Source organism: Fictibacillus nanhaiensis (assembly GCF_036213205.1).
GTDB lineage: Bacteria > Bacillota > Bacilli > Bacillales > Fictibacillaceae > Fictibacillus > Fictibacillus nanhaiensis_E.
This window is the reverse complement of sequence record NZ_JARMFC010000005.1, coordinates 209,887-224,311: the sequence shown is the minus strand read 5'-3', so window position 1 is coordinate 224,311 and position 14,425 is coordinate 209,887. Positions and strand designations below refer to the sequence as shown.

10 protein-coding genes, 1 pseudogene and 1 riboswitch are annotated in these 14,425 nt (G+C 38.5%); of the genes and pseudogenes, 9 read left to right on the top strand and 2 right to left on the bottom strand.

What is annotated here, in order from left to right; genetic code table 11:
- Positions 1-41: 41 nt before the first annotated feature.
- Both P4V41_RS05600 and P4V41_RS05595 read right to left on the bottom strand, forming a co-directional pair.
- Complete coding sequence (locus P4V41_RS05600; protein ID WP_328083808.1) at positions 42-1,658, bottom strand: MDR family MFS transporter; 1,617 nt, start codon at positions 1,656-1,658, stop codon at positions 42-44.
- 70 nt (positions 1,659-1,728) lie between these two features.
- Complete coding sequence (locus tag P4V41_RS05595; protein ID WP_328083807.1) at positions 1,729-2,166, bottom strand: MarR family transcriptional regulator; 438 nt, start codon at positions 2,164-2,166, stop codon at positions 1,729-1,731.
- A 294-nt stretch (positions 2,167-2,460) separates the two neighbouring features.
- Between P4V41_RS05595 and P4V41_RS05590 the strand changes: the two are divergent.
- The 9 genes and pseudogenes from P4V41_RS05590 to addA all read left to right on the top strand — a co-directional run.
- Positions 2,461-2,925 (top strand): annotated as a pseudogene (locus P4V41_RS05590) (peptidoglycan recognition protein family protein); the annotation flags it as partial.
- Positions 2,914-3,099, top strand: coding sequence for an SPOR domain-containing protein (locus P4V41_RS21635; protein WP_419181291.1), 186 nt, complete (start codon positions 2,914-2,916; stop codon positions 3,097-3,099). The pseudogene P4V41_RS05590 and the gene P4V41_RS21635, both read left to right, overlap by 12 nt.
- Positions 3,100-3,203: 104 nt before the next feature.
- Positions 3,204-3,413, top strand: a complete 210-nt coding sequence (locus P4V41_RS05585; RefSeq protein ID WP_328083804.1) for a hypothetical protein — start codon at positions 3,204-3,206, stop codon at positions 3,411-3,413.
- Between the two features lie 17 nt (positions 3,414-3,430).
- On the top strand, positions 3,431-3,790 hold the full coding sequence (locus P4V41_RS05580; RefSeq protein ID WP_328083803.1) for a hypothetical protein: 360 nt from the start codon (positions 3,431-3,433) through the stop codon (positions 3,788-3,790).
- A gap of 104 nt (positions 3,791-3,894) precedes the next feature.
- Positions 3,895-4,548, top strand: a complete 654-nt coding sequence (locus tag P4V41_RS05575; RefSeq protein ID WP_328083801.1) for a serine/threonine protein kinase — start codon at positions 3,895-3,897, stop codon at positions 4,546-4,548.
- A gap of 78 nt (positions 4,549-4,626) precedes the next feature.
- Positions 4,627-4,715: riboswitch (cyclic di-GMP riboswitch) on the top strand.
- 183 nt (positions 4,716-4,898) lie between these two features.
- The gene (locus P4V41_RS05570; protein ID WP_328083800.1) at positions 4,899-5,849 is read left to right on the top strand and encodes a GGDEF domain-containing protein; all 951 of its coding nucleotides are present in this window, start codon (positions 4,899-4,901) and stop codon (positions 5,847-5,849) included.
- 66 nt (positions 5,850-5,915) lie between these two features.
- Complete coding sequence (locus tag P4V41_RS05565) at positions 5,916-6,989, top strand: GGDEF domain-containing protein (RefSeq protein WP_328083799.1); 1,074 nt, start codon at positions 5,916-5,918, stop codon at positions 6,987-6,989.
- Between the two features lie 186 nt (positions 6,990-7,175).
- The gene (addB, locus tag P4V41_RS05560) at positions 7,176-10,679 is read left to right on the top strand and encodes a helicase-exonuclease AddAB subunit AddB (RefSeq protein WP_328083798.1); all 3,504 of its coding nucleotides are present in this window, start codon (positions 7,176-7,178) and stop codon (positions 10,677-10,679) included.
- The gene (addA, locus tag P4V41_RS05555; protein ID WP_328083797.1) at positions 10,676-14,416 is read left to right on the top strand and encodes a helicase-exonuclease AddAB subunit AddA; all 3,741 of its coding nucleotides are present in this window, start codon (positions 10,676-10,678) and stop codon (positions 14,414-14,416) included. The genes addB and addA overlap by 4 nt, the downstream gene beginning before the upstream one ends.
- Positions 14,417-14,425: the final 9 nt, after the last annotated feature.

Here is a 14,425-nt window from a genome sequence, read left to right as displayed (position 1 = left end):
CGACAGAATTGATTGCTTTCGATTCTGCCGTCTCTCTTTTGTTAACCAAGCTTCCGTTTTTCTGCTTGTTCACTTGCCTCATTCTTTTCTTCATTTGAAGTTCTTAGTGGTATTTCTTTCAAGAAGAATAAAGTTAATATGAATGCAGTGCCAATAACGATTGCACCAGTTAAGAAAACACCGTTTAATGCATAACTCAATGACTCACGCAATATCCCAAGTACTTGTTTAATAACGTTTAAAGATTCCGGTGGTAACGCACTAAATTTCTCCAAAACAGCTTCATGATTCAGCAACACTTGAGGATTGGCAAGCTCTTTAATATTCTCGCCCATCTCAGGTGTAACACTAGAAGAAGACGAGACTAGTTTTTGAGACTCTTTGTTAAAATGATTGGCTAGAGAGTTATTCATAACACTTCCCATGATTGAAACACCAATCGTACCACCTAGCTGTCTGAAAAGCTGAACAGAAGAAGTCGCAACACCTAAATACTTATGCTCTATTGCGTTCTGTACAGTTAAGGTGAAGATCGGAAACGCAATTCCAAGTCCTGATCCTACGAGAATCATATTGATGATTGCTGTTGTATTTGTCGTTTGAGTATCCATAAAATGCATGCTAGTCATACCACTGACCATGATGAACAATCCAAGCATAGCCAAGTTCTTGTATTTACCTGTCTTTGTTATGATCTGCCCGCTTATCGTACTTCCAGCAACCATAGCAAGTGTTAATGGCATCATTACAAAGCCAGATTTTGTAGCAGATGTTCCCATCACTCCTTGTATAAAGAAAGGCATATACATGATAGATCCAAACATGCCTGCACCTAAAAAGAATCCGATTATATTAGAAACAGTGAACACTTTATTTTTGAACATATCAAGTGGTAGTACGGGACTTGAAACACGTTTTTCCGTTAGCACAAACAAAAAGAAAGCTATGATCGTTACTGAAAAAAGTCCGATGATCTCTGGAGATATCCAGTCATATTGATTTCCTGCCCATGTGAATGAAAGGAGAAGGGGGACCATTGTTAACGTTAGTAGCAGTGAACCTGTGTAATCAATAGACTCCTTCTCTTTTCTTTGTACAGAAGGAAATAAAAAGTATATAGCAGCAAAAGCGACAAGGCCAAAGGGTAGAAAGATCCAGAACACCCAGTGCCAATGAAAGTGATCGACAATGTATCCTCCCAATGTAGGGCCAAACACACTTGCTAAACCGAAAACGCTGCTCATAATCCCTTGCCATCTGCCGCGTTCGCGAGGCGGGAATAAATCACCAACTGCTGTAAAAGCCGTCGACATGATCATACCTCCACCAAAACCTTGAACCCCTCTATATAAGATGAGTTCTAAGATACTTCCGGAAATGCCGCATAAAAGTGATCCTGCAGTAAAAACACCGATTCCTAAAAGGATAAATGGTTTTCTTCCATAGATGTCTGATAGTTTTCCAACCAAAATAGCAGTAATACTTGAACTGAGCATGAAAATCGTGAAAACCCAGCTGTAGTATTCAATTCCTCCAAGATCAGCAATGATTTTAGGTAAGGACGTACCAACAATTGTTTGGTTTAACGCTGCAAAGAGCATAGCAGACATAATAGAAATCATAATTATAACTTTCCGCCGCATTTCTAGATGTTCCATGCATCACCCTCCTATTCACGTCGTGAATAATTCACAATGTTAATTATTTGTTAAAAATAAAACTGCTTTATTAATCAAGCAGTTTTGTTGAAGATTCTATCATTCGCTTTACATCTTCATCTGTTAAAGCAGCAAATTTTTTTTCTAGGTAGTTATTTTTAATGTTATCCATTTTTTGTGCGATCTCTCTGCCGTCTTCAGTAATTTCCAAATAGACGATCCGACGGTCTGAATCTGATCGTACACGCTGAATATAATTCTTGCCAACAAGCCGATCAGTAACTGCGGTAATATGGCTTGATGAAACTTTTAATTCATTAGCAATTTCGGAAGCCATTAGTGGACTTTGAATAAATAAAGTCTGAAGAACAGCGAACTCATTGCTTGGAATATAATCTGAGTACACTTCATTTAAACCTTTTCTTAACGTGCGAAAAAGTCTGCGTAAACTCATTTCCAATTCACGCTCTAACTCGTTTCTTAATGGGGTTTGTTCTCTATTTTCCATTTTAACACCCTTGCTTTTTGTTTCTTCTTCTACTAGTATATGATAATTTATATTTAATAAGAATGAAAGCAAAAGGTTTGGGGAGATACAGATTATGAAAAATTCAACATTATTTTTTGTGCTTTTAGGCTTTGGATTTTTGATTGGAGCAGCTTACTGGGTTTGGGCGATCGCAACACAATCACAACCAGGTGGATTGTAAAAAAAATGAGCCGTGATGGCTCTTTTTTTGTATAAAACAAACACTTCTAATTTAACTAAATGGGAGGTGTAGGTGTGAAAGAAAAGTATCAGATCATCAATAAACTAATTAAGAAAGAATGGAATCAGCGTCCAGGAGGTAATCGTATACCACGTTATGCGGTTGCACACGATACTGGTAACCCTAATTCAACGGCTCAACAGAACTATGAATATTTTAACAGCAGACAGTTAGATGCTTCTGCTCACGTATTCATAGATGATAAACAGATATTAATGATTATCCCACTACAAGAAAAAGCTTGGCACGTCCGCTCTAACGTATCAGATGCGAATGAATGGGGAATTGGAGTGGAGTTATGCTATGGACCATCTATCGATTTTAACAAAGCATACAGTCGTTATGTATGGTATTTTGCTTATTTATGTGAGAAGTACGAATGGGACCCTGACCGAGATATAAAAGGGCACTTTCAATTAGACCCAAAAAGACGAACAGATCCTTTAAACTGTTTTAACAAATACGGTAAGACTTTTCCATTCTTCATAGAGGATGTTAAGTATGAGCTTAAAAAGTTTATTGTTAATCAGCACGAGTTTAAAGAGCTAGTTACTGAAGAAGGAAAGCTTTATAAGGTGCAAATAGGTGCATTTAAATCTAGAGAAAATGCACAGAAGCTTTCTCGAAAAGCTAAATCTGCAGGATTTGCTGTTCATATTGATTACTCTTAACAACATAACGAACCATAATACTTGCTTTCATATAAAGGCAGGTATTATTTTCTAGTATAAAAAGAACGCATGTTCGCATATAATATAAAAAAGGAGGTTGCTTCATGACTAACTTATTAATGAGATGCATTAAAGAACGGGTTGGAATAGAAATGATCTACCTCTCACAACAAGGCGATATCTCGCACCGTTTTGTAATTCCATACTCTTTCGATGGTCACACAATAAAGGCATACTGTTCAGCAAAAAAGCAGATTCGATCTTTTCACATAAGAAATATATTATCCGTACAATCACGTTTTTTGCCTTCTTGAAGATTGGGGGGATCGTCGTGCAATATGGAAGCGAAGAAGAGCGTTCGCTTATTGAAAAATTTGTAATGTATCCGATTTTACTTACAGTGTTTAATCGCGATCTGCAGATTATTTACGGCTCTCCATTTAAATTGAGACAGCCATACGTTGCATTAGTAGAACAAATTATGAATCAGATTAGCAGGGATCTTTTTGATGTAAGAATCGAATTGAGAAAACGAAGAATTAAAGTAATGGATGCACGACGTGAGGAAGATATTACTGAATATGAAATCTTTATAAGGGGATACCGTGAAATTATGAGGTTTCCAAACATTCATCTAAAAAACAAGGCTGAAACACTCATGCTTTCTTACCTTCAAGTGACCATAGAATAATGGGTAAAGCATGCAAGTTTCATTTTCTATAACATCTGTATACAATGAACGTATTGCAGAAACATATGATGATAGTAGGATTAGAATTTGAATTGAGGAACCTTATGGAACACTTTATCCAGCTAGCTAGACAATTGAACAGGGAAATAATGATTGAAACTCGCAGCCCTTTTGATCCGGTATGTCCGGTGAATACTCCACACCCTTGGCAGATGCTAGGTTGTGGGAACTATGCAGCGGTTTTTTCACATCCTGATCACCCAGCTTATGTAGTTAAGATTTATGGCAGGGATGAGCACGAATTATTAGAGGAAAAAAAGGTCTATGATCGACTAGGTACGCACCCTGGGTTTTCTGTATGTTATTATTCTGAACAACGCTTTTTAATTTTAAAGCGTATTGAAGGAATGACTTTGTATGATTGTGTGCATAAAGGTGTAAAGATTCATGAAAATATAATTTATGACATCGATGAGGCAGTGAGGCATGCAAGAGACAAGGGATTGTTTCCTAATGATGTACATGGGAAAAATGTAATGATATCAAATAATAGAGGTATTATTGTAGACGTTTCTGACTTTAGTCAAGACGAAACTTGCAGGAAATGGAAAGATTTGCGGAGAGCATATTTCGCTTTTTACAAAAAAACGCTTTATCACTTTCCAATAAAGATTCCTTATTTTGTTTTGAATGGAGTCAGGATTGGGTATAGGTACTATAGAAAGTTAAAAATATCCAAAAAAACCAGTCGAAAATAATAGTATTAAAGTACCATTAAAATCATTGGCTAAAATTACCTTAGTAGGATATAATAACTATAAATCAATAGAAACCTTTGTTATTAAGGGCAAACCAGTTGAAAAGCTGGGACGCAAAGCTATGGGCCTAAAGTATGGTGGACATGCAATGGCAGCCGGTTGCCAAAGGGAAACGGACTCGTGTTTAGACACTAGCGTTTCTATGAGCTTTATTCATGGATTTTGTAGTCATACTACAGGAATATTGTAATCATAGAGGGTGAAAGTATCTAAAACATAAATTGAAGCCATTCCCTTTATTAGGTGATGGCTTTTTGTATGTAATTTTTGAGGATTTGAGGGGTTGTAGAATGGAAAACTTCCAACTAGACTTGCGCACACTCAAAAAAACGTTGTTACCAGAATTTATGAAGTCTATTCCAGCTATGATACATAAACACAAAGAGCATCTAAGAAAAAATGAAGACTTTCATACGTTTCTAAACGGTTTTGTTGAGCAATACGAAAAAATACTAGAGAAATTTTTGCGCGGGACCGTGCACGCTGTATTTTTAGAAGAAGAACGATTTGAGTCGTTTTTAAAACAAGGAGAGCAGAAAGCGTTTCGGTCAGGTATTCATTTTTTAAGGCATCAACGAATTCCGCATCAAGCACTTGCGTGTTTTACAACGAGTATTAGTGAATCTGTTTTATTTGAAGTGAAAAAAGCAACGATGAACGAGCCTTTAGTGATACAACTATTTATGTTAGATCGCTGGAATCGGATTTCTCATCATGCGGTCACAGGGTTTTTAAGCGGTTTCTCTTCTCAACAGTTTAAAGACCTTAAGGAGATTAGCATTCGTGATCCATTAACGAATCTGTATAATCGTCGTTACTTTTATGACTGTTTAGAAAAAGAGCTGGCAAAAGCAATTAGACTAAAACTTCCTCTTACGCTTGTCATGTTTGATATAAATAACTTTAAACTAATCAATGATGAGCTAGGGCATCACGCAGGTGACGAGATCCTCCAGCAGATCGCAGAACTTTCAAAGCGATTAAAATTGTTCTCTGGATTTAGATTCGGTGGAGATGAATTTGTTTTTCTCTTACCTGGAATCACTGAAGATGAAGCGTACATCTTAACCGAAAAGTTAGAGAGTCAGCTTATCGTTTGGAATGAATCTATCTCATTAGCATATGGTGCAATAGAATTACTTGCAGATGCATGCGAAAACATAGACTATTATCTCCAGCTTGCTGATGAGCGTATGTACACGAACAAAAGAGCTAGAAGTGAGAAAAAAACACTGATTTGATTCTGTAGTATTGGGCCTTTCTGCTATATTTTTCGCAGATCGTATAACGTAAAGGAAGTTGAGGGCATGAAAGATTCATTTACGATTACGGAACACCGTTCTGAAACCATATCTTCTTTATTACGGTGGTTCTTTTTAATTCTTTGTATACCTGTTTTTTATTATCAACCTATATCTAACGTCCTGAATTATGAAACGGATACTTTTCCAATCCTCTTTATAATTGGCATCATATATATGACCTCCACACAAATTGTATTACACCGATTGCCAGAGTCGTCACTGTACTACCGTGTTTTTACAAGAGGTGGAATTGTTTTTGATTGTCTTGCTTATGCTTGGTTGATGCAGCTTACTGGTGGAGCTGATAGTCCGTTTGTTGCTGTTGGTTACCTAATCGTTATCCATGCTGCTCTGTATTGGAGGTTAAAGGGCGCTTTTATAGTAGGAACAGTGAGTTTTACCATTCTCTGTTACTTTTTTATAAGAGATAGTGGGTATTTGAACACCCTCTCTTCCTTTGAATTTTTAATGAAGAGTATCTTCTTATGGTTGATCGCTTTTTATGGCGGTGTGATTGCTTCTAAAGAAAGACAATATTATTTCGAGAAGAATATGTATCAGCTTCAATCTGAACAAGACTATTTAACAGGTTTGCTGAATCATCGGAAATTTCAAGAGGACGTATTGGAAAAAACAAAACAGAATAAACCTTTTACACTTGTGTTATGTGATATTGATCGGTTTAAAATGTTTAACGATCAGCACGGCCATTTAATTGGTGATGAGGTGCTCAAGCTTGTAGGTGCAACGTTTAAACGCTTCATTTCTTTAAAAGAAGGAGAAGCATATCGTTACGGTGGAGAAGAGTTTGCCTGGATTCTCCATACTACATGCAGAACAGAAGTGAAAAATGCGATTGAAACGATCAATAAGCATTTAGAAACCTTTCCGTATATATCAGGTGATAATGAGTTACCTGTTACACTTAGTTATGGCATTGCGAGTTATGTAGAAGGTGAGAAGCCTTCGCAAATGATTCAAAGAGCTGATGTGCTGCTATACGAGGCAAAGGCGGCAGGAAGAAATACGTTAAAATTGGATACGGTCACAATGGAGGAAAATCAGCTATCGATGTAGCGGTTTTCCTTTTTTACGTGATTTAGTTATTTATGAGGTTGCCTTTCAACGATAAAATCCGTATACAGAATTATCCTATAACTACCAGGAGGAAGTGCTTCTTTTTAAAGGTCGTAGCCTTTGATGTCATAGTAGATTATGAGATAATAGATTTAGAATTTAAGTGCGGAACAGGGGATGAACATAATGAGTTTGCAATTTATTTTGGGACGATCCGGCAGCGGAAAGTCCCACTCTGTATTTAAGGAGATTCAACGAGAACTTAAAGACCGTCCTTCAGGAAATCCGATCATCTATCTTGTGCCAGATCAGATGACCTTTCAATCAGAGTATAAGCTTGCATCAACGCCAGAATTATCCGGAATGATGCGTGCGCAAGTCTTTAGTTTTTCAAGGCTTGCTTGGCGTATTCTTGGTGAAACCGGTGGTTTGACAAGAATGCACATCACATCTACTGGAATAAGAATGATGCTGCGGAAAATCGTCGAGCACAAAAAAGAAGATCTTAAAATCTTTCGAAAAGCCTCTGAACAAAGTGGTTTTTACGAATTGCTTGAGTTGATGACTACAGAACTTAAACGATATTGTGTTTCAGCAGAAGATCTTTCGTGGAATGCTGAAACACTGCTTTCTCTCGGTCAAAAAGAAAATAATAAAAAAGTACTTCAGGATAAATTATCAGATCTGAGTGTCATATCGAGTTCCTTGGAAGAAGCACTGATTGGTAAATACCTAGATTCAGAAGATTACTTACGACTGCTCCAAGCAAAGATTCCTTTTTCCGAGAGCATAAAGGAAAGTGAAATTTACATAGATGGATTTCATTCTTTTACTCCACAAGAACTAGAAGTTACAGCAGGATTACTGGCACACGCCAAAAAAGTGACCATTGCACTTACAGTCGATGAATCTTTTACCACGGAGTCAGAACCTCATGAGCTAGATTTGTTTTATATGACAAAAAAGACGGCTCAGACGCTAAAGGCACAAGCAAAAGAACTTGGAGTATTCGTTGAGGAACCAATCTATCTTCATGAAAAGCCAAAGTTTAATTCAAGTGCTATCGCTCATATCGAAGAGCAGTATGATCAAAGGCCGGCCATACCATCTGCGAAGCATGAAGGTGTTATAGTAGCTGCAGCTGTAAATGTTCGATCAGAAGTTGAAGGAGCAGCAAGGAAAATTGTAGAACTTGTTCGTGACCACGGATATAGGTATCGCGATATCGCCGTAACAGTCCGCACTTCGGGTAGTTATCAAACACTGATTGAAACGGTATTTACAGATTATGAGATACCTGTTTTTCTTGATCAAAAAAAATCTATGCTTCACCATCCACTTATTGAGCTTATACGCTCATCATTAGATATTGTTTTAAAGAATTGGCGCTATGAAGCCGTTTTCCGAGCTGTTAAAACAGATATGCTCTATCCGCTTGATGAGATAAGAAAAACGACTTCTGAGATGAGACGTTGTATGGACGAACTTGAAAATTATGTGTTAGCACTTGGTATTCAAGGCAGAAAATGGACAGATCCTAAACCTTGGAAGTATAAAAGATTTAGAGGATTCGAAGCAGAAGATTTTGGAAAGACAACTCGTGATGATGAAAAAGAACAGCTGATCAACGATATGCGGGACATGATAGTATCTCCTTTGAGTCGTTTATCTAAAAACCTATCAAACAGCAAAAGTATCGTCCAATATTGTAAAAGTCTTTATCAGTATCTTGAGGATTTGAATGTACCGATGAAACTTGAACGCTTGAGGCTTCATGCGGAATCAGCAGGTAAACTACGGTCATCATCTGAACATGGCCAAGTTTGGAATGCGGTTCTAGGTCTCCTCGACGAGATGGTAGAGTTGACTGGTGAGGAAGAACTTTCGAAAGAAACGTGGATGCAAATGCTTGAAACAGGGCTTGAGAGTCTTAAGTTCGCACTTGTTCCTCCTTCTCTCGATCAAGTACTAGTAGGAACGATGGAAAGGTCTCGTTTCACAGATGTAAAAGTAAATTTTGTTCTTGGCGTGAATGATGGAATCATTCCGTTAAAGCCAAAAGACGATGGCTTGCTTTCAGAAGATGAAAGAGAAGCGCTTGATCGAAATGGTGTGGTCCTAGCACCGACGGCACGCAGAAAGCTGCTTGATGAACAGTTTATGATCTATCTGGCTTTAACGAATGCTAGTGACGAACTGTTTGTTTCATATGCCCTTGCAGACGAGGAAGGGAAAACGATGCAGCCTTCTATGGTCATACAGCGATTGCATGATCTTTTCCCTAATTTAAAGGAAGAGCTTTATCAAAATGAACCCGTTTCACAAAACGATATGGATTTTGTACAGCATCCAATAAAGAGTATCTCTTTTTTAAGTACGCAACTCAGAGAATGGAAAAAAGGCTATCCGATCTCTTCTGTTTGGTGGGATGTATACAATTGGGTGATCGAAGACAACGAGTATGATTTCTATGGAAAGCGAGCTCTGTCTTCTCTGTTCTATTTTAATCGAGAAGCGCCTCTCAGTTCATCAGTATCAAGAGACCTTTATGGAGATAAGATTTTAACGAGCATATCGAGGATGGAGCTTTTTCAGTCTTGTCCATTCTCTCAGTTCATGTCGTATGGGTTAAAGCTAAAAGAACGACAAATGTACAAGCTTGAAGCTCCAGATATCGGACAGCTTTTTCATGCTGCGTTAAAACAGATGAATGATTCACTTCAACAAAGAAGTGTAGCCTGGAGTGATCTTTCAAAAGGGGACTGTTATCGTTTGGCAGGAGATATCGTAGAACTCTTGGCACCACAGCTTCAGCATGAGATTCTGTTAAGTTCTAATAGACATCTTTATATCAAGAAAAAGTTAAAAGAAGTTGTCGGAAAAGCTTCTCACATATTAAGTCAGCACGCAAAGGCGAGCGGGTTCACTCCTGCAGGTCTTGAACTAGCATTTGCTTCAGGTGCAACATTGCCGTCATTAACGTATAAATTGCCGAATGGAACGACTATGGAAGTTATCGGACGTATCGATCGTGTTGATACAGCAAAAAGTTCAAAAGGACTTCTTATGCGCGTGATTGATTATAAATCAAGCTCAACAGGACTTAACTTGGCAGAGTTGTATCATGGAATTGCTCTGCAGATGCTGACTTATCTAGATGTTGCGGTCACACATTCAGAAAGTTGGCTTGGTGAAGAGTCCGTGCCAGCAGGCGTTCTATATTTTCATGTACACAACCCACTTTTAAATCAAAAGAAATTGCTTAGTGTTGAAGAAATCGAAAAAGAAGTATTAAAGAAGTTTAAGATGAAAGGTTTAGTTCTTGCAGAGGAAGAGTCAGTTCAACTTATGGACAGTACAATGGAAAAGCGTTCTTCTATCATTCCTGTAGCTCTAACTCAAAAAGGATTTCATAAGTCACATTCCTCAATAGCCTCAAGAGAGCAGTTTAACACGATGCGAAAATATGCACGAAAGATGGCTGTAACGAGTGGAGAAGGAATTACAAACGGTGTGATCGATATCTCTCCATATGAGATGAAGAAAAAAACACCTTGTACGTTCTGTTCATATAAGCCTGTTTGTCAGTTTGATCAAACTCTTGAAGAGAATCAATACCGTCAACTTCGTTCAGAAAAAGATGACGTCATCCTAGAAAAAATGCATCAGGAAGGAGGAAATGTGAATTGAAGACTTTAATCCCAAAACCAGAAGGTGCCACTTGGACGGATGAACAGTGGCAGGCGATTCAAGCCAGAGGAGAAAACGTTCTCGTTGCTGCTGCAGCTGGATCAGGAAAAACGGCCGTCCTTGTCGAACGAATCATCACGATGATACGTGAAAAGATTGCTGACGTAGATCGGTTGCTTATCGTTACGTTCACTAACGCTGCTGCTGCTGAAATGAGAAAAAGAATAGGAGAAGCAATCGATAAAGAGCTGTCTTTAAATCCTTCATCTCTTCACTTAAGAAGACAGCTTAACTTGTTAAACAAAGCATCGATCTCTACTCTTCATTCTTTTTGTATTGAGGTGCTTCGTAAACACTATTATGAAACGGATCTCGATCCAGGCTTTCGTATAGCAGAAGAAACAGAAGCAGAACTTATTCGTCAAGAAGTGATAGAGGATTTATTTGAAGAAGAGTATAGCAAGGGAGAAGACCATATTTTTTACCAAGTGGTCGATGCTTATAGTTCTGACCGAAATGATATAGAACTACAAAAACTGATCTTATCGCTCTATGATTTTGCTCGAAGTCATCCTGATCCGAACGGCTGGCTAGATCAGATGGCAGAAACGTATCAAGTTGAAGCGACAATCATAGATGACCTTCCTTGGACGAAGGATCTTCTATTCGATCTAGCCCTTCAATTTGAAGGGCTACGTTCGTTGGCATTAAGAGCAATAGAGCTAAGCCAGCTTTCAGGCGGGCCACTTGCATACGCAGAAACTCTTCAAGAAGATCTACTCTTTATTGAAAGGTTGCTTCATGCGAAAGGTAGCTGGAGTGAGCTTTATGAAGAATTTCAAACGTATGATCCTCCTAAATTAAAAGCGATTCGTGGGAAAGATGTAGATGAAGAGCTGAAAAATAAAGTAAAAGCGATGAGAGACAGCATTAAAAAACGGACAGGTGCATTAAAAGAAGAATATTTTGAAAGACACCCAGATTCGTATATCGTTCATATCGAAGAGATGGCACCTGTCGTTAAAGAGCTTTCTTCCTTAGTGAAAAAGTTTGGGGAACGCTATCTAGCAGCAAAGCAAGAAAAGTCTCTTGTTGATTTTGGAGATCTTGAGCATTATTGTCTTGGAGTATTAAAAGGTGAAGGATCTTCAATGGATGCTCCGGTGCCGTCAGAAGCGGCTCTAGAATACCGCGAAAGATTTGTAGAGGTTCTAGTTGATGAGTATCAAGATACGAATTTTGTCCAAGAATCCATTGTACGTTTAGTGTCAAAGGATGAGGAAGCTGGGAACATGTTCATGGTCGGTGATGTAAAGCAGTCCATCTACCGATTCAGGCTTGCAGAACCACTTCTTTTCTTATCCAAGTACAAGCAGTTTTCGAAAGAAGGAGGCAAAGGTTTGCGAATTGACCTTGCCAAAAACTTTAGAAGTCGAAATGGAATACTTCAAGCAACAAACTATTTGTTCAGACAGATTATGGACGAAACAGTAGGAGAAATTGAGTACAACGATGATGCAGAACTAAAGCTTGGTGCCACTTATTATCCGGAGCAAGAGGGAAATGAACCGGAACTTCTTCTTATCAATAAGAGTCAGCCTGCAACAGATGAAGAAGGTCTAGAGAATGGAGAAGTAGAAAAGTCAGAGCTTGAAACCGTTCAATTAGAGGCAAGAGTGATAGCAGAAAAAATTAAACAGATCGTTGGAACTACGGGGAATTCTCCCCATCTCGTTCTTGATAAACATACGAAAAAATTGCGTCCTGCAAAATACAAAGACATTGTCATGTTGTTTCGGGCAACTTCCGTATGGGCACCGGTCATACTAGAAGAGTTTAAACAGCAAGGAATACCAGCTTATGCTGAACTTTCAACTGGTTATTTTGATGCGACGGAAATTCATGTCATGATGTCACTCTTAAAAGTGATCGATAACCCACTGCAAGACATACCACTTGCGGCAGTTCTTCGTTCCCCGCTTGTTGGTATGACAGGTGAAGAACTTGCGGTGATAAGATTGAAACAAAAACAAGATAGTTATTTGGGAGCCGTAGAACTGTATCGTGCAAAAGGAGATAACGCTCGAATTCAAGAGAAGGTATCTAAGTTTTTAGACCAGCTGGAAATGTGGCGTCATCAAGCACGTCAAGGATCTCTTTCTGATTTGATCTGGGACATCTACCGAGAAACCGGATATTTTGATTACGTAGGCGGTTTAACCGGTGGAAAACAACGACAAGCAAACTTAAGGGCTCTATATGATCGTGCCAAAATGTATGAAAATACTTCATTTAGGGGACTTTTTCGCTTTCTTCGTTTTATTGAAAGAATGCAGGAACGAGGCAAAGATCTAGGAGCGGCACGAGCGCTAGGTGAGCAAGAAGATGTTGTTCGTGTAATGACGATTCATAAAAGTAAAGGTCTAGAATTCCCTATTGTTTTCGTTGGAGGTATTAACAAACAGTTCAATACAAGAGATTTGAACGAAAAAGTTTTGCTTCATAAAGAACTTGGACTAGGAACTCAATATATAAATCCAGAATACCGCATTGCCTATCCGACATTACCGAAGCTTGCGATTGCGGGAAGAAAGAAAATGGAATTGATCGCAGAAGAGATGCGAGTACTATATGTTGCTCTTACTCGTGCTAAAGAAAAATTGTATTTAGTCGGCACTGTAAATGACATAGAAAAATCTGTGGATGCGTGGAGCGATTCACTCTATGAAGAAAACTGGATTTTACCAGACTTTGAAAGAGCAGGTGTAAAGAGCTATCTTGATTGGATCGGGAGAGCAGTCATCCGTCATAAGAATGCAGATCCCCTCCTATCCCTTCTTGCAACAGGTGAAAGGGGCAGAGGTGAAGTTTATCTGGATGAAACAGATTGGAAGATTACCGTTCTGCAAGCGAGTCAATATGAAGAGTTAGAAGTGGAAGAGAAAGAAAAACAAGAAGATTTGCTAAACCGGCTAGAGAACTATGAAACGGTGAATCTTGTTACGAATGATTTTGATGAAGTTAAGCGGCGACTGGAATGGAATTATACACATAAACACTCAACATATACCCGTTCGAAACAATCTGTTACAGAAATTAAAAAACAATATCAAGCAGATGAGTACAGTTCTACAGAATTAGTAAAAGCCGCCCAACAAGTCATACATGAGCGGCCAAAATTTATGCAAGAAGAACAGTTAAACGCTGCTGAAGTTGGTACTGCAATGCATATGGTCATGCAGCATGTTGACTTTAGAAGACCAGCTACACTAGAATCTCTTCAAAATCAGCTTGCAGAGATGGAAATGAAAGAGCTACTTACAAGAGAACAAGCTCAATATATTCAGCTTTCTCAGATTCAACAGTTTATGGAGGGGGCACTTGGCGAGAGAATTAAAGAGAATGATGATTTGAAACGAGAAATTCCGTTTAGTATGGCACTCCCATTATCAGAGATTCAAAAAGAGTGGACAGGCGAAGATGAACATGTACTTGTACAAGGTGTCATTGACTGTCTGATTGAAGAAGAAGACGGTTATATACTGATTGATTATAAAACGGACAAAATCACAAACCGCTTTACAAACGGCTTTACAGGAGCCAAAGAGACCTTGTTCAACCGTTACGAGTTGCAGCTCAATCTGTACGCAAAAGCCATTGAAAGAATACTTAAAAAGCCTGTAAAAGAAAGTTATCTTTACTTTTTTGATGGCGGACACATTCTACGAGTGAAATAAGGGGGGATA

What these genes read in the sequence shown, in the direction of transcription:
- P4V41_RS05585 (WP_328083804.1), top strand. Translation starts at nt 3,204, where the DNA reads ATGACTAACTTATTAATGAGATGCATTAAAGAACGGGTTGGAATAGAA.
- P4V41_RS05565 (WP_328083799.1), top strand. Translation starts at nt 5,916, where the DNA reads ATGAAAGATTCATTTACGATTACGGAACACCGTTCTGAAACCATATCT.
- P4V41_RS05575 (WP_328083801.1), top strand. Translation starts at nt 3,895, where the DNA reads ATGGAACACTTTATCCAGCTAGCTAGACAATTGAACAGGGAAATAATG.
- addB (WP_328083798.1), top strand. Translation starts at nt 7,176, where the DNA reads ATGAGTTTGCAATTTATTTTGGGACGATCCGGCAGCGGAAAGTCCCAC.
- P4V41_RS05570 (WP_328083800.1), top strand. Translation starts at nt 4,899, where the DNA reads ATGGAAAACTTCCAACTAGACTTGCGCACACTCAAAAAAACGTTGTTA.
- P4V41_RS05600 (WP_328083808.1), bottom strand. Translation starts at nt 1,658, where the DNA reads ATGGAACATCTAGAAATGCGGCGGAAAGTTATAATTATGATTTCTATT.
- P4V41_RS05595 (WP_328083807.1), bottom strand. Translation starts at nt 2,166, where the DNA reads ATGGAAAATAGAGAACAAACCCCATTAAGAAACGAGTTAGAGCGTGAA.